Here is a 17,300-nt window from a genome sequence, read left to right on the forward strand (position 1 = left end):
GGAATGATGCCACTTTTCTCCACGCATGGAGCCTGTTTGTGGCGTCACTTACCGGAATGACGCCACTTTCTCCACGCTTGGAGCCTGTTTGTGGCGCAATTCACCGGAGTGCTGCCACTTTTCTTCGCCCACAGAGCATGTTTGTGGCGCAACTCACCGGAATGACGCCACTTTTCTTCACCCATGAAGACTGTTTGTGGCGTCACTCACCGGAGTGTTGCCACTTTTCTTCACCCATGAAGCCTGTTTGTGGCGCCACTCACCCGAGCGGCGCCTTTTTTTTCACGCTGAAACCAAAATATTTGGAGCCCTATTCTTCACGATCAGCCTGCTCATTTCTGCCCCTGTCAATCGTAATAGCCGCTGTTTCATTGTTCATATAGAGAGGGATTTGCATTTTGTCCCCGTTGTCATAGAATGCTTCATTGATGCCGTCATTGGCGCGTGATGTTTCTTCGCTTCCAAGGTAAGATGGATATTTTTTATCCTTCATCTTTCTCGCCTCCATTCAGGTATAGTATTTCCTGCCATAAAAAAAAATCTCCTGTTTCCAGGAGATTTTCATGATTATGCGCCAAGCTGTTCTGCCATGATGACACGCTCTACTGCTTCAATAGCTTCTTTTTCATCTTCGCCTTCGGCTGATACGGTAATGGTTGTACCTTTTCCAATGCCTAGTGACATTACACCCATAATTGATTTCAGGTTAACCTTGCGGCCGTTCGCTTCCAGGTTCACATCTGCTGTAAAAGAGTTGACTGCATTGACAAGAGATGTTGCAGGACGTGCATGTATGCCTGACTCGCTTGTAATTTCAAATTTCTTCTGCTGCATCTTTCTTTCCCCTCTCCTCATTCTACAAAGAAATATTATAATCGTTTTTGATCAAAAGGAAACTGTTTTTTAAGCAAGCTTAATGATTTCTTCATTTGTAATGTAGCTGTGCAGATAAATGGTGCAGATTTGCGTGTTCTTTTTTTCTACAATGATGGTGTTCTGAAGGGCATCTTTAATGAGAATCAGCCTTTCATGCTCGAAGTCCAGCAGTGATTCAAGCGTTTCAAGCTGGCTGCATGCCTGCAGAAAACGGTCATCGCTCATTTTTCGGTCTTTTTTAAAAATAACCTGCATGTTTCCAATGTTTGTTTTGTACACGTTTCCCACATCCCTTTACAAGTTATTCCACCTATAATTAAAATATCTGAAATTTCCGTAAAAATCTATAGGTAACTTGACGACAAATTTCCAATAGTGTATATTTAAATCATCATTTAGCTAATAGTTAGTGAAACATCGTTTTTCCAAACTTTGTTTGCGCATACATATTCGCTGATTGATAAAATATTTCCAGGTAGCAACACCTGTGCTACAGTATTAGGAGGATAAAGTACTATGCAAAACGGTAAAGTTAAATGGTTCAACAACGAAAAAGGTTTCGGTTTTATCGAAGTTGAAGGCGGAGACGATGTATTTGTACATTTCTCAGCTATCGAGGGAGACGGCTACAAGTCACTTGAAGAAGGCCAGGAAGTTTCTTTCGAAATCGTTGAAGGCAACCGTGGACCACAAGCTGCTAACGTAGTGAAACTATAATTACAAACGTACATTATAATTGATCATATACGAATGCAAGAAAGAGGCTGAGATATCTCAGCCTCTTTCTTTCGTTAAATCCTGGCTGACAATTAAAAATTCAACAGCCTTTAAGTTTTGCTTAAGCTTCCCTTCGATCCTTTTTACTTCAAACTGGTTAAAGACGCTGCCGTTTTTTGCCATGAACAAAAGCATATCTAAATCGCCATATATTTCGTAAAAAGCCTGCTTTATATCATCATTGATTTTGATTGTTGTTTTCATTGCTGTCACCCTCCCCTGCGGCATAGTCAAAAAGGTTCATCCTAATCTACAGTTATTCTTCAATAAAGAACAAAATCCTTCTTTTTAACGAATATTTATTTTAGAGAAATTTCATCCAGTTTCTTTCGCCCTATTTTTTCGATGTATATTTTAAGAAGGTTGTCGAACGATAAAGGTGTGGAGGTGAGGACTTGGATCAAATTAATCACACAGGTCTTATCAGCGGTTTTAACAACTTAAAGCAGCTTGAAATGGCAGTTGCTGCTGCACAGAAAATGACGGGCTCGGCAACGATGAGCATGGATCCTGAAGCTATCCAAAACGCAGAAAAAGCTTTGCAGGATGCTAAAGCCATTTATCAGACAGCTGGTGAGACAGGCGTTGATCAGCCGTTTTTAAGCAATCAGAATGAGCTTTTGCTGCAGTGCGAGCATCAGCTTAATGAAGCGAAAAAATAAAAAAATCCGCTGAGTTCAGCGGATTTTTCTCTGTTTTTCTATACAAGTTTTTTGCCGTACTCCTTCATCTTTTGCCCTACTGTGCATTCTCCAATGCAAAATGCATGGGCTGCTTTTTTCCCGCGTTCTTTTCTGAAAAGTTTTTTGAGAAGACAGTCTGAGCAGTATGTATCATTCAGCTCATCAATCTCATGGACGATTTGTCTTTTGTCTCTCTCATTCATCTTGATCACCAGCCGTCCATTCACTTGCAACCTTTATGCCGCTGAGCCCCTGTCCTGCAAGTTTATCCGCCTCGGCATTTTCTTTTCTGGCGACAGGTACGCAGATTGGGCGGATGTTTCTCTTGTTAAGTGCTTTTTCTATTTTATCAAGCCAGCGGGAGTATGCTTCCTCGTAGCAGGGCCACTCTCCCGAAAGCTGATTGAGAACGACCTGCGAGTCTCCTTTAAACGTGACGTCCTGATGCTGCACGCCGAGCTCTTCAAGCTTTTGGACCAAAAAATAAAAGGCCATGTATTCTGCTTCATTGTTAGAAAGAGCCTCCGCCTTTTGACTGTATCTCATTCTTGATCGTTTACCGTTTATTGTATAGTAGATAACAGCTCCAAGGCCCGCTTCTTTTGAGAGCTTATTATAATTTCCGTCAAAAAAAGCTTCTACATCCGTTGGTTCATGCGCAACTTCGAGTCCCAGCTTCTTAAGTTCTTTAAGTGTCCATGAAGTGCCCCTGGAATCAATAAACTCAAGTGACTGGGCTCTGCCTGTTTTTTCGGCATCTTCTCCGATACTGATGGCAGTCTCAAGATCGGTCTCATCCGAACTGAACAGGACGCTCTGCTTTTTCGGGGTTTTGTACATCCACTGAATGTGATATTTCACCATTTTCACTCCTGACTTCATGGTTCGTGTTATCCTGTAGTCTTGCTTGTACCGGCAATTGTATTCAATGTGCTATAATCATATTCGGCTTAATGCATAGTAAGGGAAAAGTCTTCACAAAAAAACCTTCCTAAATTATATCAGCAAGGAGATTTTATATGCCAAACGAATTATTGTGGATCGGATTTGCATTCATTAATTTTATCATTGTTCTGCTATTTTATAAACTTTTCGGCAAGAGCGGATTATTTGTCTGGATCGGATTTTCGACCGTTGTAGCCAACCTTCAGGTAGTCAAAACGATCGAGATCTTCGGATTAACGGCCACGATGGGGAATATCATGTATGGTACTGCCTTTTTAGTGACCGACATCATCAATGAAAAATACGGGGAAAAAGAGGCCAAAAAAGCCGTCTGGCTGGGTTTTGCAACATTGATTTCCCTTACCGTCATTATGCAGGGTGTACTCATGTTCCAGCCTGATGAAACGGACTTTGCACAAGGGGCATTAAAGACGATTTTTGATATGATTCCCCGTATTGCCATCGGGAGCCTCGCAGCCTTTATTATCAGCCAGTATACAGATGTGGCAATTTACTCATGGCTCAGACGGAAGTTTCCATCTGACAGGCTGCTGTGGGTCAGGAATAACGGAAGCACGATGATCAGCCAGCTGCTTGACACCCTTATTTTCACATCAATTGCCTTTTTGGGCGTCTATCCGTTTGACATCTGGATTCAGATTTTCATCACGACTTATCTGATTAAATTTGTCGTTGCTATTATTGATACACCATTTGCGTATCTGGCCAAAAGAATAAAACCTGCGGAATGAGGAGAGGAAGAAATGATTGAAGTATATGTGGATGGTGCCAGTGCCGGAGACCCGGGCCCTTCCGGAGCAGGCATCTTCATAAAAGGGCATGGCAAGGGAGAGCAGTTTGCCGTGCCGCTTGGAACAATGACGAATCATGAAGCGGAGTATCATGCATTGATAAAAAGCCTTGAGATCTGCAGGGAGAAAGGGTTTTCCATCATTTCAGTCAGGACCGACTCCCAGCTTGTCGAGCGGGCTGTTGAAAAAGAGTATGTGAAGAACCCTTCCTTTGTACCGCTGCTCGAGAGAGTTCTTGAGCTAAAAAACGGATTTGATCTTTTTTTCATTAAATGGATTCCAAGCAAGCAGAACGCGGTTGCTGATGAGCTTGCGAGAAAAGCGATCCGGATGAATGGCCGTGATAAAGCATGAAGATTAAATCATCTCTCACAGCCGATCTCAGCCTGCTTCTTGTGGCATGCATCTGGGGGTCTACTTTTGTTATTGTTCAAAAAGCGATTCAGTTTATGCCCCCTCATTTTTTTAACGGCGTCCGGTTTTTCCTTGCTGCTTTGCTTGTTGCTTTAATTGGCAGGAAAATGACGCGTCTAGCTCCTTCGAAACGTTCAATTGCCGCCGGTGTCACATTGGGTCTGTTTCTCTTTCTCGGCTACGCTTTTCAGACAGTCGGCCTTTTGTATACGACTTCTTCTAAAGCAGGATTTATTACGGGCCTGAGCGTGATGATTGTTCCCCTGCTTTCCATATGGATCCTTAAGGAAGCGGCAAGGAAAACAGTTTATGCCGCAGCTGCGGTTGGCACAGCCGGTCTGTATTTTTTGACATTCAGCGGCTTTTCATCGTTTAACCAGGGTGACTTGCTCGTTTTCTGCTGTGCTCTTGCCTTTGCCCTGCATATTTTGTTTACGGGAAGGTTCTCGGGACAGCACGATGCCTGGCTTTTGACCATCGTCCAATTATTTACCGTTTCTATTCTGAGTTTTTCAGCGTCAGGTCTTTTTGAAAATGTGCCGGATGCGGGAAAAATGCTGACAGCGGACGTGATGTTAGCCCTGTTTATTACAGCCTTTTTTGCAACAGCTTTTGCTTTTTTTGTCCAGACAAAGCTTCAGCAGTATACGACAGCATCCAGGGTTGCCCTCATATACGCATCAGAGCCTGTATTTGCAGCGCTGACTGCCTACTTCTTCGCAGGTGAGCGGCTCTCTTCAGCCGGTATATTCGGCTGTGTGCTCATTCTATCTGCGATGCTGATGGCGGAATGGAAGCCTGCCCGAAAAAAAGAATCAATTGTTTCCCATTAAAAAAATCCCGGAGATCTCCGGGATTTTTTAATTTAAAATGTTCAGTTCCCTTGCAACCCGCAGCGCCTGGCTGCGGTTTCTTGCCTTTTCTTTTGTCAGTCTTTCTAGAAGAGAGACAAAAAAAGCGCCGTCAAATTCTTTTTGTGCTTTTAATGTCAGCTCGATTGCAGCTATGACCAGCTTATCTTCTGCGCCAGTATAGTGCTTTCCAAATTCAATAAATCCGAGGGCATCTTCCTTAAAGTGGAATCCTTTATCCTGTAAATGCTGCAAATAATCTGTCACTGATTGTATCGTATGTAGCAAGCATACCCCGCCTTAGCATGTTCTAATAGCCAATATCCTTAATTTCATCAGATTGAAATGTGATAACCAGAGGATCTTTATTCTGTGCTTCCTTCAGCATTGCTTTTGCGACCGTTTTCGCATGTATAGGTTTCATCGCTTTTAGTTTGCCTATAAAGACAAAACCGAAAAGTTTAAACAGCCACTCGCCCAGTTTTTCCCCCATCCGGAATTCCTGTCTGTCTCCAAGCAGAAGAGAGGGCCTGAACAGAATAACTGACGGAAGGCCAATGTTTCTGAGTGCATCCTCCATTTGTCCTTTTACCCGGTTATAGTAAAAGAGCGAATCTCTGTCAGCACCTATTGCAGAGACAGCCAGCACCCGTTTCACTCCCTGCTGTTTTGCAAGCTTTGCCGCCTCCACTGAATATTCGAAATCAACTTTATAGAAAGCTTCTTTTGATTTTGCTTTTTTCATGGTTGTGCCAAGACATAAGAAGAGGTCATCCACCTCAAATTCATGTTTGCTTGCTGAAAGATGATTAAAGTCGACGACGATGTTCTTATGCTTATCGTGTTTGCGGTCCAATGCTTTCCTTGTAACCGTCTTCACTTCTGAATAATGCTTTGATGAGAGCAGCAGCTCAAGCAGCTCCGTGCCGATGAGGCCGCTTGCCCCGACAATCATTGCTTTCTTCATGATTTGTCACTCCAATCTTCTTCGGATCATAAAGGAAACGGGATCAAAAACAAAGGGCTTGCTCCCGTTTTGGGGCCGGTTATGTAAAAGAGAAGAGAGGTCATATTGCCTCTCTGGAATTCAATGCATCTGATAAAAAGGTATGAAGCCCTCTAAGCTCCATTTCTTCAATTAACCGTGCAGCACGGCTGTGCTCTGCATCAAATACAGCTTCTTCAAGGGTGCATTCAACAGGTACATCGCACGCAATTTCTGCAAGCCGTCTTGATAGATGAAGCATGTCCAAATCCTGCTCAATCTTTGACCGCTGGGCTTTCGTCAGCTCTTCAAGCCGCTCAAGCAGAACATCGATAGACTTGTACTTTGCAATCAGCTTGTAGGCCGTTTTCTCTCCGATGCCTTTCACTCCGGGATAGTTATCGCTGCTGTCGCCCATGAGTCCTTTCACATCCACAAGATGAGCTGGAAGAATGCCCGTTTCTTCTGTAAAGAAATCCGGCGTATACACTTTATATTGGCCAATTCCCTTCTGCATTAGAACGACCTGTATGTTTTCATCAAGCAGCTGCAGAAGATCGCGGTCGCCCGTCAGAATGGAAATATTCATTTCAGCAGAATAAAGCTTTGCAATGGTCCCGATGCAGTCATCCGCTTCGTACCCGACAAGACCGACATTTGGAATGTTAAAAGCTTCTGCAGCCTTTTTGGCAAGGTCAAATTGCGGAAGCATTTCAACAGGAGCTTCCGGACGGTTGGCTTTATAGTGATCAAAAAGCTCTGATCTGTATGTTTTGCTGCCCATATCCCAGCAGCAGATGACATGGGTCGGCTGAAAATGTTTAACGGAAGCGAGCAGATGCTTCAGGAAGCCGTTTACTGCATTTGTCGGCACGCCCTTGCTGTTTATCATAAAGTTGCCGTAAACGCTTGTGGCGTAGAAAGCTCTGAATAAGAGAGCCATGCCGTCAACGATCAGCAAATGTTCTTTTTTGTTATTCATATAGAGATCAAACTCCTATTCTAAAAAATACGCTGTCTCTATCATACCATAATTATGTCCGCGGGAAGAAAGGGAAAAACATGAAAAGGGCCGTTCTATAGAACGGCCCCCTGCTTTATTACTTCTCTTTTTTGCTGTTCATTTTTTTCACTTCAGTTTCTGCGTATGAAGCGAATTCTTCATTATAGCCCTTTGCATTGTTGTTGCGCTGTGCGTTGGCATTCCCTTTTTTCGTTTTTCCCAAAGCTGACACCTCTTTTCAGTTAGGTTAGCTTTAGTATCTTCAGGGAACAGCTGCCTGACACGAAGAAGTTATTGGCTGTCCTGGCCGAACTTTCTTTGCACATATTCTTTGACCATTTCCTCTGTAACGTGCTGTCTCGTTGGAATGATGCCCCCTTTTGCAAGTTCGTTGATCTCAGCTGTGACTTCATTTATGCCATTCACTGAAAAAGGCTTGGATTGTCTGCACTGCATAACCGCTTTTTCAATCAGCGCCTCTCTTTTCTCCTCTAATGCCGCAAACTTTGTAACGATGGCATTTTGCTTTTTGCTGTGTGCCGTAATGGCTTCATGTACGTTGCTCATCTTGTTGATCTCCTCTTTTTTCCATTAGTTTTTTTACTGATTCCTTTGGACTCCAGCAATCAAAGGAATAATCAGGTTTTGTTTCAAATCCGAGCCGGCTGCAGCGGTAAATCATCCGCCCTTCAGCCCGGAAGCTTTGAAAGTGTATGCAGGCGGCGCATACCTGATAGGGTGACTTCATGACTGGACACCTGCTGCAGAAAGAATCTTCTCAAGCATCTCATTACTCCGCTCATAGGACGAGACATCCTCAAGCGTGTATGCTGACAGAAGCACTTCATAGAACGACTCTGTCTGGAGAACAAGATTCCCGTTAAGCTCCTTGCTTGCTTCCCTCAGCTTTTCTCCATAGTAAGCCTTAAACTGATGTTCGCTCTCTGTCAGCTGAATTGAAACAGGAAGTGCAAGCTTTTCCTGAAGCTCTTCGCTTATTTGCTTTTTCTCGTTTTTCTCAAAAAAAGCCTTCGTATTTTTAAATTTCTTCAGCGGCTGTTTTTCTTCATTTGTTACATGTTCTTTCAAAGACGTTCTGATTTTAGGTGTCTCAATCTTCTGTAAATCCGGCATGGAAGTCCGGAGCTGTCCATTGTGCATCAGCATTTCTCTTGCCGCCTGTTTGAAAGCATCAGATAAAAGACTGTGCACGTACTTTTCAAGCCTCAGAGTAACAGCCTGCAATTCCTGCAGAACATAAAACTGAAGGGACGCAAGGAGATCCTGATAGCAATCTTCCAATACTTCTTTCGGGGATTTGGAACCGCCAAATGCTCCCGGATGAAAGGCTTCTTTGAACAGATCCGGGAACCTGAGCATCGTCCGCTGCTTCACATAGAACAGCTGCTCTTTCACTTCCTGCTCCAGCTGTTTCTCCCTGAGATTTTGCGTTTCCGCATTCAGCATGGACAGCACCTTTTCTCTTTGAGCTGTCAGCGTTTTTATTTCCAGTTCTCTTTTCTCCTGATCGCTGTCTGCTGCATCAAGGACCGACTGCAGCTGCTGCTTTGCAATCGAAAGCTCAAGCTTTGCAGACTGAATCATGGAGGCAGAAAGATCGTGGTTCATAAAGTGATGGAATTCCTCTTTCATCACCCCGAATTCAGACTGGAGAGGATCTGCCGTTTTAGCAAGTTCCTGCATGCTTGATATCCCGTAAAGACGGGGATGCCGTATCTCGTGAGTCAAAAGCTGGTCCCGGATATAGTCTTTCACCAGCTCAATTTCTTCATTGCTTCCTGCAAGGTCAATGGCATTGATGATAAAAAACATTTTATCCATTGAGAAGGTGTCTTTCACCCTTCCAAGCTGCTTCAGAAACTCTCTGTCTCCTTTTGAAAACGGATGGTTATAGTAGGTGACAAACAAAATGGCGTCCGCATTTTTAATGTAATCGAATGCTACTTCTGTATGTCTTGAATTAAACGAATCTGCTCCAGGAGTATCGACGATCGTAATTCCGCTTTGCGTCAGCGGGCTGTCAAAATAGATGACAACTTCTTCAACCGTGCACGCTTTTTCCTCATTGGCCACATATTCTTTGTATTCTTCCCTGTTTGCAGCAATCGTTTTGCCGCTGATGGAACCTATCTCTGACAATGCCTTTTGATAGAGGGGCAAAAGAGACTTCAGCCTCTCGCTGTCCCCTTTCATACCAGCAAGTTTCATGCGGGCATCTTCAGCTGAAACTGCCTCTATGGAGAAAATATCTGAAATGTCCTCAAGAAATGCACGTTCAGTTTTAAATTTCACTTCAATCATCCCGTGCGGTTTATCCTTTGTAACTGGTTTGATTTTATTAATTGCAGCCGTTGTCGGCGTTGGTGATGAAGGCAAGAGCTTTTCACCAAGCAGCGCATTTGCAAAGGATGATTTCCCTGCGCTGAATGCTCCAAACAGGGCAACAGTAAACGACTTGTTCTGAAGGGACTCTGCTTTCGTCTTTAGAGACGATGAAAGCTGCTGAAAGCCCGGAATGCCGGTCAGTACATTTGATGCTGCAGCGATCTGCTCTGCAAAAAAAGCCTGATCAGCCGTTTGATCCTGGACTTGTGTCTTTTCAGCAGATTCCTTTTCGCTTTTCCTGCTAACGGACTGCTTTTGCTCAAGCGTTCCTTCTGAAGCCATTTTTTCAGGATGCTTCCTTATCCACTCGGCAAGGTCGAGATCTGGTAGCTTTTCCTGTGCGGCAAGCTCCATCACGTCATTTTTCAGCTGTTCAAAACCAATCAGCCTGCGGTACTGTTCGTTTAATGCCTCAAGTTTCTCTGTTCGTTTCGACACGTCTGAAGATAATGCTTGAAGCTGAACTTCGTTTTGATCCTTCACATGCTGTTCCATCTGTTCGATAAGAGGCATCACCTGTTTTTTTGCGTCTTTTTTTACCGATTCACTTAAATCATTGGAATAGGTGAGTGTATACTGCGCGTTGGCCGTAGCCCCTTTTTGAACGGAAGTGTGCAGAAGTGCAGCATCTGTCTTGATTGAAAAATCCTGAAGCTTCTGCAGAAAATCAGGGCTGCTGATTTCATGCTCTGCCGCTTTTTTCTTCAGCAGTTCATTCACGTGCCAGGCAATTTGAGACTGCAAGTGAGCTGAAATGTCCTCAAACAGTTCCGTTTCCCGTTTTTTCTGTTCTTCTGCTGTTTTTGCTTTTGAGAAGAACAGCCCCACTTTAAAGCCCGGCAGTGACGCTTCAATAAACCGTTCAGCCTTTGACCTTGTCTCGAATGGAATCAGATTGGCATTTTTAAGAATATAGTCCAGCTGATCACGCAAGTCTGCTGAAACAGAGCTGATGCTGTCAGAAAGATTCTTTAATGCAGCCTGGGATGTGTCCAGTTCTTTTTGAACACTGCCGATTTGCGAGAGAAGTTCATCTGCTGAAATCTCCTTCAATTCAAGATCTTCTTCCTTTTGGCCGAGATAGTCTGAAGATAATGAGATCAGCGTGTTTTGGGCATTCTCTTGTACAAGACCCTCTTTAGAAATCATTTCGCTGATGAGACTTTTTACGGAAGAAAGCTGATTATGCTCATGGTCTAAAGCCGTAAGTGACGTATAGAAAACATGGTCTGAAGGCAGTCCCGCCGCCTCGAACGTCATTTCAATCTGAGCCCTGAATGCAGAGAAGGCCACTTCCTCTTCCCTGTGTTTATCAACTTGATTAACAATTAAATAGATCTGTTTGCCTTTATGTATCATTTCGTGGACAAATGCCACATTTTCTTCGGATTGAACGTGATTGTAATCTGTCACATAAAACACTAAATCTGCTAGATGCAGAGCGGATTCGGTCGCCATGCGGTGAGCGGCATCCGTGGAATCAATTCCAGGCGTGTCCATGATCACAACGTTTTCCTGAAGAGACGAATACTCATCTTTTATCTCGATTTTTAAGACCTCATTGCCCTGCCTGCAATAGTCCTTCACTTGCTGAATGGAGTAGGAACCCTTCAGCTTGATCAGGTTTCCTTTCGTGTCATGCAGAATGACAGATTTTTCACCCTTTTGAAGCAGCACGACATTTGCACTTGTCGGAATCGGGCTTGTCGGCAGTACCTCTTCACCGATCAGCATGTTGATCATCGTTGATTTCCCTGCTGAGAAATGGCCTGTAAAAGCAATGTGCTTCGTATTTTTTTGAATTTTATAGAACAGCTCGATCAATTTATCGGCTGTTTCAGGTTCATCCTGTATTTTATTCCATACAGCAGCCGTTCTGGGAAGCAGATGCTGTTTTAACGTTTTCGTACTCATTCCCTAAACCCCTTTGTCTGGCGTATATTGCTATTTTACTTGATTTTTTGCCTTTTTCCCATCCTATTATGAGAATCTTTAAATAGTTACGCCGTAAAATGAAACTTTTTCCAGATAAAAACGTAAAAAAGACAAACTTTTATTAAAAATATGGTTGAAAAATTACAATAAATACGTAAAATAATCAATGATAACAGATGGCCGCACGGCCGGAAGGTGGGTATTTTCTTGTTACTTGGAAAAGTACTGTGCAAATTTGGAGTAGGATCTGCCAAAATTGATCTTGTCCTGAAAAAAGATACATACCGCATTGGCGATATGATTAAAGGTGAATACGTTATAAAAGGCGGATTTGCTGAACAGCGCCTGAAGAGGGTAGAGTCGGATCTCGTGCAGACGCATTCAGTGAATGACACGGAAAGGGTTATCAACACAAGAACCATTCTTTCTTCCGCTGTCATTTCAGCACAGGAAGAAAAAACGATGAATTTTTGTTTTGAGCTCCCTCCTTCCCTGCTGCCGACAGACAGCCACATTTCCTATAAATTTATTACCCGTCTAATCTTTACTGACGGCATCAGCAGCGTTGACCACGATGAAGTCATTATTCAGCCAAGCTGAACCTTTTAAAATCAGAAAATGCAGTCCGGATGCGGACTGCATTTTTTCAATGTCACGAAAATAGAATAACAAATTAATCCTCGTCCAGCTCCAGCGCCTAGATCCTCTGTCAGAACAAATCCGTCAAAAAAGGCGGGAACCGGACTTTTCCGCCGGATTCTTATCTGCCTATCGGATCTGAGCAAGGCGCTTCCGCTTTTGATCTTTAAAACTCCTTTGATGAGAACGGCAGAAAGAATTTAACTCCGCGCCTGTTAAAAGGAAGAATTTTCATATCTGCAATCAGATGACTCGCATACCCTGCAGTACCTGCGTAAAAAGCTCCCTGAAGCCCTGTTGCCTGTTCAAATTGTGAGGCTATAACTGCGAAAAACAAAAGCCCGGCAATACTGTGCGTATAGCTTCTGTGAGGGACAAAAGAAGCTATGATCATATAGATGCCAAGCAGAATGACCCATGTTTCCTGCAGGGAAAAACCTCCTGCGGCAATTCCCGCCCCTGTCATCGTCAGCATATGCCTCTGCCTGATAAAAGCAGACAACACAATGATCGCTGCTCCTGCTCCCATGCCAGTCCAGATTTCATTTCCCTTTCCTTGAAAAAAACTGTACATAATCATTAGAAATCCCGCGATCTGTGCGACACTGCGGATAAAATGATGTGAAAATGTCAGTCTGTTTCTCAGCTTGCCGTCAATATCAGCATCAGGCATTAAGGCTGTGAGTCCTCCGAGCGCAGATAAAATGAGCGTCGCTTCCAGATCCGCCCCGACTGCACTCGCTGCGCCGAAACCTGCTGCCGCTCCTATCGCCATATGTGATGTTCCATCCATGCTGTACTTTCTCTCCTTTAATGTTCATCCCTACATTCTAATACAAAAAAGCCCTGCTGAGAGGACTTATGGGGAAAATCATTCTTTTAGCTTACACAAACGCATATTTACAGGTTCTTTCTAACGGCTGCATACCGAATTTGCAGGGTAATAAACGTCATAGCTGCTGGAACAGTCAGAGCAAGTGATGCTGGAAAGATAAACCGCTGGATGATGACCGACTCCTGCATTAAAAAGACAGACGCAATAGTGAGCAGTATGAGGAAACAGGCAATCGATCCAAACCAGTTTTTCATCACGGCATATTTTTCTGCTTTAGATTCATCCTCTGTATGAATAGGCGGAGTTCCCTCTTCTGCTGAAAAAACATGGACGCTTCCATTTGATGTAACAGGCTCCCAGCCCGCAGCCCTGAAAACGTCATAATACTCTTCAGCTCCATCCCCCTTTACATTCTGATAGTCAAGGCTGTAAATCAGATGTCGAGGATTGGATTTTTTAAGCGTATAGCCCATGAAGGAGAATTTTTCAAGCACCCAACCCTTTTGGGCCATTTTACTGAGTTTTTTCATTTCCCGTTCTTCTGCAAAAGCCAGACCTGCCGAAGGCATATATCTTCTTTTCGCCATTGATCAGACCTCCTTATTTTTCTTAAAAGCATCCATTCCATGTGCAGCCATCCTCTGTCTGCGGCCTATCTCGAGCTCCAGGAGTTTTCGGCCCTTTTCCGTTGCTTTGTAAACTTTCCGTCTGTCGTCCTGACTGGCAGAAAGGGAAATCATTTCAGCGTCAAGCAGTTTTTTGGTCAGTGTATAAAGTGTAGCAGGGCCTATTATAAACTCTCCGCCTGTCAGTTCTTCTATATGTTTCATAATGAGATACCCGTGCTTTTCTTCAAGCAAAGATAAAACAATGTAATAAGCGGGGTCTGTAAGCTGTTCCATTTCCATCATCGCATTTCTCGGCAATGTATCACCTCTTTATATCATGTATCAATATATCGTTTAATGATATATCTATTAATAATATAATAATGGCATATCCTGTTTGCTGTCAATCTTTTCTAATCAAAAAAAAGAATCCCCGGCTGGAGATTCTTTTTATCATTAGAATGTATGAGCAAGGTCTTTCGCGCGTGCGATTCCGTCTTCTTTGATTTGCTGAGCTTTGTCAGGCATTGCTGCATGTCCTTCAATGAACAGGCCTTCGAATGAAGGAACACCGAAGAACTGCATCATGATGCCGAGGTAGCGGTGCCCCATTTCCATTTCAGCAGCAGGGCCTGTTGAGTAGATGCCTCCGCGCGCCTGAATGTGAAGAGCTTTTTTGTCTGTCAGCAATCCGACAGGTCCCTGCTCTGTATATTTAAACGTTTTGCCTGCAACAGCGACAGAGTCAAGATACGCTTTCATAACAGGAGGGAAAGAGAAGTTCCAAAGAGGTGTGACGAAAACATATTTGTCAGCTGAAATGAATTGTTCGCTCAGCTCAGACAGGCGTCCGACCTTTGCTTTTTCTTCCGCTGAAAGTTCTTCAAAGCCTTTTCCGGTCTGCAGTTTTCCCCAGCCGCTGAAAACATCTGCATCGATATGCGGGATGTTTTCTTTATAAAGATCAATGTGAACAACCTCATCGCCTGAATTTGCTTTTTTGTACTCATCTAGAAATGCTTTTCCTGCAGCCATACTGAAAGAGGCTGTATCGTCGTGCGGATGCGCAGTGATGTATAAAACTTTTGACATGGTAGTCACCTTTCCTTTTTTAAAAGTTTGATCCCGTTTTATTATTGATTAAATCCACGTGATTAAAACAATAATTTAAGAATCTTTAAATTGAATATCTTCAATTCGAGATAATAATATCGAATCCGGCGAATTTTGTCAAACAAAAAGCTTACAGAAATATTATCAGCCGCATTCTCTCATACTAAAGACAGAAAGGATGGAGAGAAGTGACAGAATTTCCGATTATCCATACAAATTTCTGGGATGCGGTCATTGCCGTTCCTGCCGTTATCATATTGACTCAAATCGCGAAGCTGCTCTTTAAGATTCCCCCGCATTTTGTCCCTACTGCCGCAGGATTTACCGGTTTGCTGATCGGCATTTTCATCAGCCATCCCAACCATTTTTCAACAGGGCTGTTTATGGGTTGTTTTTACGGAAGTGCTGCTGTCGGGGCATATTCCTCTCTTAAAACTTCGCTGAAAGCTTATCGCAGGTATGAAAAAAAGACATAAAAAAAACTGCCGAATCAGGCAGCATGAGGTTAAGAAGCAGTATTCACTTTTTTTAATATGTAGCCCATCAGTGTGCTGTAGGCCAAAACCGTTCCTAATACGAGTGTCATTTCCATCGTCTCACACAACCTTTTCACTGAGAATGATTATTACCTTCACTCTACCACGAATGAAAATCATTTTCAACAGGGATTTATGTGCATGGATTAAAATGATGGTGTTCATTCGTTCTATTTGCGGCATCTATGCTTAAATTATGCCCAATTGAACCTGTTATTCCTCCCCTTTTCGGGGGACAAATCTCTTTTTCCATGAAAACGTTTCGTCGTAATCGGCCGTATGTTCTGCAAGGGCTCTTTCTTCAGCTGGAATTCTGATCGACAGAATGACTGCATTAAGCAGGGTAAATGTCACAGCCGTAGCATATGCCTGAAAAAGGATCGGCAGAAACAGGATTTCAACGGCAACAACAAGGTAATTCGGATGCCTCATATATTTGTACGGTCCTTTTGCCACAATTTCGAGATTAGGGACAATGATAATTTTTGTATTCCAGTATGGCCCGAGACTGAACACAGCCCAATAACGGATGATCTGCGTGAAAACAATAATCGGCAAAATGACCATCCAAAGCGGGGAAAGCTGTTTATCAAAAAGCAGCACTTCCAGAAGAAATGAGAGCAAAAACAGGCTGTGGAGCGCTACAATCCACGGATAATGCCTTTTGCCGTGTTCTTGCCCGCCAAGGTTCAGCAACCGTTTTTCGTTTCGTTTTGCCAGCACAAGCTCACTCAGCCGCTGAAGGATAATAATCGTCAGAAAAAAGGCGAATATCATGAAACCCGCTCCCATTCCGCAAGAAGAAGTTCTGCGCAAAACCCCGGACCGAGTGCTGCAATTATGCCCAGATCTCCAGGGTTTGTGCGTCCGTTTGTCATGTACTCGTCAATCACATACATTACCGTTGCAGACGACATATTTCCGTGCTGTCTTAAAACATTCTTAGATACGGACAGCTGCTCCTCGGTGAACCCGAGACTTGCCTGATACGCATCAAGCACTTTCTTTCCTCCGGGATGGGCAAGGAAATGCTGAATGCTTCCGAGTGAAACCCCCTCATCAGCAAGGTAATCCTCCACCGTACCCTTCAGCCAGTTTCTGATAATAGCTGGTATGTCTCTTGAAAAAATAACATAGAATCCGTTGTTTTTAATTTCCCAGCCCATCACATCTTCCGAATCTCTCATAAACACCGAGCGTGTCGAACGTGTTTTAGGAAGGACAGAAAGAGCGGATAAATGAGCAAGATCAGCGTTTTCTCCGGCAAGAAGAGTACATGCAACCCCGTCTGCAAACAGGGAGGTGCCGATAAAATTGCTTTTGGAAAGGTCGTCATGCTGAAAGGTCAGGCTGCAGAGTTCGACACAGACAACAATGACTTTCGCGTCCGGATAAGCCTTGCAGTAGTCATGAGCCCTCGACAGGCCTGATGCGCCGCCTGCACACCCGAGTCCCCAGATGGGCATTCGTTTCACTGACTCTTTGAACGGGAGATTGTTGATGATTTTGGCATCAATGCTCGGAGTAGAAATCCCGGTGCTCGAGACAAAGAAAATCGCGTCAATTTCTTCGCATCCGATCTCTCTGTTTAAATAGACCCGGTTTTGCAGGCAGCTGATAATCGCCTCCGTTCCAAGGGCCACAGCCGCCTCAATGTATGTATTGTTTTTTTCCTCAAAGGTGTGCTGAGTCCTGTACCAGCTGATGTCTTTAACAAATTGCCGGGATTCTATGTCGCCATTTTTAAAAGCAGGCAGAAGCCGGTTAATATCTTTAAACGTTCCTTCAAAGAGTTCTTTTGCAAATTCTACAGTCGCGTCCTGCTGCATCCTGTTTTCCGGTATGCTCTTGCCGACTGATAAAAGATAGGCCATCCCATCCA

At 43.6% G+C, this 17,300-nt stretch carries 25 protein-coding genes; 7 read left to right on the forward strand and 18 right to left on the reverse strand.

What is annotated here, in order from left to right:
* Window positions 1-310 precede the first annotated feature (310 nt).
* From JOJ89_RS12335 to JOJ89_RS12345, 3 genes are all read right to left on the reverse strand, one after another.
* Window positions 311-493 (reverse strand): hypothetical protein, encoded by a 183-nt coding sequence (locus JOJ89_RS12335; protein WP_029280420.1) that lies wholly within the window; start codon window positions 491-493, stop codon window positions 311-313.
* Window positions 494-567: 74 nt separating this feature from the next.
* A complete protein-coding gene (locus JOJ89_RS12340) occupies window positions 568-834 on the reverse strand; it encodes a phosphocarrier protein HPr (RefSeq protein ID WP_029280418.1) in 267 nt (88 codons plus the stop codon).
* A 69-nt stretch (window positions 835-903) separates the two neighbouring features.
* Entirely contained in the window at window positions 904-1,155 is a 252-nt protein-coding gene (locus JOJ89_RS12345; RefSeq protein WP_029280417.1) for a hypothetical protein, read from the reverse strand.
* A 237-nt stretch (window positions 1,156-1,392) separates the two neighbouring features.
* Here JOJ89_RS12345 and cspD point away from each other — a divergent pair, with 237 nt between their 5' ends.
* Window positions 1,393-1,593, forward strand: coding sequence for a cold-shock protein CspD (cspD, locus tag JOJ89_RS12350; RefSeq protein WP_029280415.1), 201 nt, complete (start codon window positions 1,393-1,395; stop codon window positions 1,591-1,593).
* A 57-nt stretch (window positions 1,594-1,650) separates the two neighbouring features.
* Here cspD and JOJ89_RS12355 read toward each other — a convergent pair whose 3' ends face one another.
* Window positions 1,651-1,857, reverse strand: coding sequence for a hypothetical protein (locus JOJ89_RS12355; RefSeq protein WP_029280413.1), 207 nt, complete (start codon window positions 1,855-1,857; stop codon window positions 1,651-1,653).
* A gap of 191 nt (window positions 1,858-2,048) precedes the next feature.
* Between JOJ89_RS12355 and JOJ89_RS12360 the strand changes: the two genes are divergently transcribed.
* Window positions 2,049-2,315, forward strand: coding sequence for a DUF2564 family protein (locus tag JOJ89_RS12360; RefSeq protein WP_029280411.1), 267 nt, complete (start codon window positions 2,049-2,051; stop codon window positions 2,313-2,315).
* A gap of 38 nt (window positions 2,316-2,353) precedes the next feature.
* Here JOJ89_RS12360 and JOJ89_RS12365 read toward each other — a convergent pair whose 3' ends face one another.
* Both JOJ89_RS12365 and JOJ89_RS12370 read right to left on the reverse strand, forming a co-directional pair.
* On the reverse strand, window positions 2,354-2,539 hold the full coding sequence (locus JOJ89_RS12365) for a zinc-finger domain-containing protein (RefSeq protein WP_029280409.1): 186 nt from the start codon (window positions 2,537-2,539) through the stop codon (window positions 2,354-2,356).
* Window positions 2,532-3,218: a reverse transcriptase-like protein gene (locus JOJ89_RS12370; RefSeq protein WP_029280407.1), complete on the reverse strand. Its 687-nt coding sequence runs from the start codon at window positions 3,216-3,218 to the stop codon at window positions 2,532-2,534. Before JOJ89_RS12370 ends, JOJ89_RS12365 begins: the two co-directional genes overlap by 8 nt.
* A gap of 137 nt (window positions 3,219-3,355) precedes the next feature.
* Here JOJ89_RS12370 and JOJ89_RS12375 point away from each other — a divergent pair, with 137 nt between their 5' ends.
* Genes JOJ89_RS12375 through JOJ89_RS12385 form a run of 3 tightly spaced genes read left to right on the forward strand, consistent with a single transcriptional unit; the run spans window position 3,356 to window position 5,340 of the window.
* Window positions 3,356-4,033, forward strand: a complete 678-nt coding sequence (locus JOJ89_RS12375) for a queuosine precursor transporter (RefSeq protein ID WP_029280405.1) — start codon at window positions 3,356-3,358, stop codon at window positions 4,031-4,033.
* A 12-nt stretch (window positions 4,034-4,045) separates the two neighbouring features.
* Entirely contained in the window at window positions 4,046-4,447 is a 402-nt protein-coding gene (locus tag JOJ89_RS12380; RefSeq protein WP_029566006.1) for a reverse transcriptase-like protein, read from the forward strand.
* Window positions 4,444-5,340 (forward strand): DMT family transporter, encoded by an 897-nt coding sequence (locus JOJ89_RS12385; protein ID WP_029280402.1) that lies wholly within the window; start codon window positions 4,444-4,446, stop codon window positions 5,338-5,340. Before JOJ89_RS12380 ends, JOJ89_RS12385 begins: the two co-directional genes overlap by 4 nt.
* Window positions 5,341-5,367: 27 nt before the next feature.
* Here the strand turns inward: JOJ89_RS12385 and JOJ89_RS12390 are convergent, their stop codons facing one another.
* The 6 genes from JOJ89_RS12390 to JOJ89_RS12410 all read right to left on the reverse strand — a co-directional run bounded on the left by JOJ89_RS12390 (window position 5,368) and on the right by JOJ89_RS12410 (window position 11,666).
* Entirely contained in the window at window positions 5,368-5,646 is a 279-nt protein-coding gene (locus tag JOJ89_RS12390; RefSeq protein ID WP_087946326.1) for a DUF6123 family protein, read from the reverse strand.
* A gap of 22 nt (window positions 5,647-5,668) precedes the next feature.
* The gene (locus tag JOJ89_RS12395) at window positions 5,669-6,325 is read right to left on the reverse strand and encodes an NAD(P)H-binding protein (protein WP_029280399.1); all 657 of its coding nucleotides are present in this window, start codon (window positions 6,323-6,325) and stop codon (window positions 5,669-5,671) included.
* A 100-nt stretch (window positions 6,326-6,425) separates the two neighbouring features.
* On the reverse strand, window positions 6,426-7,325 hold the full coding sequence (locus JOJ89_RS12400; protein ID WP_029280397.1) for a 5'-3' exonuclease: 900 nt from the start codon (window positions 7,323-7,325) through the stop codon (window positions 6,426-6,428).
* 118 nt (window positions 7,326-7,443) lie between these two features.
* Window positions 7,444-7,569 (reverse strand): hypothetical protein, encoded by a 126-nt coding sequence (locus JOJ89_RS21280; protein ID WP_087946327.1) that lies wholly within the window; start codon window positions 7,567-7,569, stop codon window positions 7,444-7,446.
* Between the two features lie 68 nt (window positions 7,570-7,637).
* On the reverse strand, window positions 7,638-7,913 hold the full coding sequence (locus JOJ89_RS12405; RefSeq protein WP_029280395.1) for a YpbS family protein: 276 nt from the start codon (window positions 7,911-7,913) through the stop codon (window positions 7,638-7,640).
* A gap of 177 nt (window positions 7,914-8,090) precedes the next feature.
* Entirely contained in the window at window positions 8,091-11,666 is a 3,576-nt protein-coding gene (locus JOJ89_RS12410; protein WP_203287575.1) for a dynamin family protein, read from the reverse strand.
* A gap of 228 nt (window positions 11,667-11,894) precedes the next feature.
* On the opposite strand from JOJ89_RS12410, the gene JOJ89_RS12415 reads away from it, so the two are divergent.
* Window positions 11,895-12,287, forward strand: coding sequence for a sporulation protein (locus tag JOJ89_RS12415; RefSeq protein WP_029280390.1), 393 nt, complete (start codon window positions 11,895-11,897; stop codon window positions 12,285-12,287).
* A gap of 205 nt (window positions 12,288-12,492) precedes the next feature.
* Here the strand turns inward: JOJ89_RS12415 and JOJ89_RS12420 are convergent, their stop codons facing one another.
* The 4 genes from JOJ89_RS12420 to JOJ89_RS12435 form a co-directional block, all read right to left on the reverse strand.
* The gene (locus JOJ89_RS12420; protein ID WP_029280388.1) at window positions 12,493-13,119 is read right to left on the reverse strand and encodes a metal-dependent hydrolase; all 627 of its coding nucleotides are present in this window, start codon (window positions 13,117-13,119) and stop codon (window positions 12,493-12,495) included.
* A 107-nt stretch (window positions 13,120-13,226) separates the two neighbouring features.
* The gene (locus JOJ89_RS12425; protein ID WP_051827261.1) at window positions 13,227-13,748 is read right to left on the reverse strand and encodes a DUF2812 domain-containing protein; all 522 of its coding nucleotides are present in this window, start codon (window positions 13,746-13,748) and stop codon (window positions 13,227-13,229) included.
* A 3-nt stretch (window positions 13,749-13,751) separates the two neighbouring features.
* Window positions 13,752-14,087: a PadR family transcriptional regulator gene (locus JOJ89_RS12430; protein WP_029280384.1), complete on the reverse strand. Its 336-nt coding sequence runs from the start codon at window positions 14,085-14,087 to the stop codon at window positions 13,752-13,754.
* A 138-nt stretch (window positions 14,088-14,225) separates the two neighbouring features.
* Window positions 14,226-14,861: an FMN-dependent NADH-azoreductase gene (locus JOJ89_RS12435; protein ID WP_029280383.1), complete on the reverse strand. Its 636-nt coding sequence runs from the start codon at window positions 14,859-14,861 to the stop codon at window positions 14,226-14,228.
* 209 nt (window positions 14,862-15,070) lie between these two features.
* Between JOJ89_RS12435 and JOJ89_RS12440 the strand changes: the two genes are divergently transcribed.
* Window positions 15,071-15,358 (forward strand): hypothetical protein, encoded by a 288-nt coding sequence (locus tag JOJ89_RS12440; RefSeq protein ID WP_029280381.1) that lies wholly within the window; start codon window positions 15,071-15,073, stop codon window positions 15,356-15,358.
* Window positions 15,359-15,631: 273 nt separating this feature from the next.
* Here JOJ89_RS12440 and JOJ89_RS12445 read toward each other — a convergent pair whose 3' ends face one another.
* Window positions 15,632-16,195 (reverse strand): isoprenylcysteine carboxyl methyltransferase family protein, encoded by a 564-nt coding sequence (locus JOJ89_RS12445; RefSeq protein WP_277987826.1) that lies wholly within the window; start codon window positions 16,193-16,195, stop codon window positions 15,632-15,634.
* Window positions 16,192-17,292: a type III polyketide synthase gene (locus tag JOJ89_RS12450; protein WP_029280377.1), complete on the reverse strand. Its 1,101-nt coding sequence runs from the start codon at window positions 17,290-17,292 to the stop codon at window positions 16,192-16,194. The genes JOJ89_RS12445 and JOJ89_RS12450 overlap by 4 nt, the downstream gene beginning before the upstream one ends.
* Window positions 17,293-17,300 lie beyond the last annotated feature (8 nt).

This window comes from Metabacillus sp. cB07 (assembly GCF_016839225.1).
In the GTDB taxonomy this organism is placed as follows: Bacteria; Bacillota; Bacilli; order Bacillales; family Bacillaceae; genus Bacillus_P; species Bacillus_P indicus.

Excerpts from the sequence above, each read along its gene's own strand:
- JOJ89_RS12335 (WP_029280420.1), bottom strand. The coding sequence starts at position 493 with ATGAAGGATAAAAAATATCCATCTTACCTTGGAAGCGAAGAAACATCA.
- JOJ89_RS12340 (WP_029280418.1), bottom strand. The coding sequence starts at position 834 with ATGCAGCAGAAGAAATTTGAAATTACAAGCGAGTCAGGCATACATGCA.
- cspD (WP_029280415.1), top strand. The coding sequence starts at position 1,393 with ATGCAAAACGGTAAAGTTAAATGGTTCAACAACGAAAAAGGTTTCGGT.
- JOJ89_RS12355 (WP_029280413.1), bottom strand. The coding sequence starts at position 1,857 with ATGAAAACAACAATCAAAATCAATGATGATATAAAGCAGGCTTTTTAC.
- JOJ89_RS12365 (WP_029280409.1), bottom strand. The coding sequence starts at position 2,539 with ATGAATGAGAGAGACAAAAGACAAATCGTCCATGAGATTGATGAGCTG.
- JOJ89_RS12370 (WP_029280407.1), bottom strand. The coding sequence starts at position 3,218 with ATGAAGTCAGGAGTGAAAATGGTGAAATATCACATTCAGTGGATGTAC.
- JOJ89_RS12375 (WP_029280405.1), top strand. The coding sequence starts at position 3,356 with ATGCCAAACGAATTATTGTGGATCGGATTTGCATTCATTAATTTTATC.
- JOJ89_RS12380 (WP_029566006.1), top strand. The coding sequence starts at position 4,046 with ATGATTGAAGTATATGTGGATGGTGCCAGTGCCGGAGACCCGGGCCCT.
- JOJ89_RS12385 (WP_029280402.1), top strand. The coding sequence starts at position 4,444 with ATGAAGATTAAATCATCTCTCACAGCCGATCTCAGCCTGCTTCTTGTG.
- JOJ89_RS12395 (WP_029280399.1), bottom strand. The coding sequence starts at position 6,325 with ATGAAGAAAGCAATGATTGTCGGGGCAAGCGGCCTCATCGGCACGGAG.
- JOJ89_RS12400 (WP_029280397.1), bottom strand. The coding sequence starts at position 7,325 with ATGAATAACAAAAAAGAACATTTGCTGATCGTTGACGGCATGGCTCTC.
- JOJ89_RS12405 (WP_029280395.1), bottom strand. The coding sequence starts at position 7,913 with ATGAGCAACGTACATGAAGCCATTACGGCACACAGCAAAAAGCAAAAT.
- JOJ89_RS12410 (WP_203287575.1), bottom strand. The coding sequence starts at position 11,666 with ATGAGTACGAAAACGTTAAAACAGCATCTGCTTCCCAGAACGGCTGCT.
- JOJ89_RS12420 (WP_029280388.1), bottom strand. The coding sequence starts at position 13,119 with ATGGATGGAACATCACATATGGCGATAGGAGCGGCAGCAGGTTTCGGC.
- JOJ89_RS12425 (WP_051827261.1), bottom strand. The coding sequence starts at position 13,748 with ATGGCGAAAAGAAGATATATGCCTTCGGCAGGTCTGGCTTTTGCAGAA.
- JOJ89_RS12435 (WP_029280383.1), bottom strand. The coding sequence starts at position 14,861 with ATGTCAAAAGTTTTATACATCACTGCGCATCCGCACGACGATACAGCC.
- JOJ89_RS12445 (WP_277987826.1), bottom strand. The coding sequence starts at position 16,195 with ATGATATTCGCCTTTTTTCTGACGATTATTATCCTTCAGCGGCTGAGT.
- JOJ89_RS12450 (WP_029280377.1), bottom strand. The coding sequence starts at position 17,292 with ATGGCCTATCTTTTATCAGTCGGCAAGAGCATACCGGAAAACAGGATG.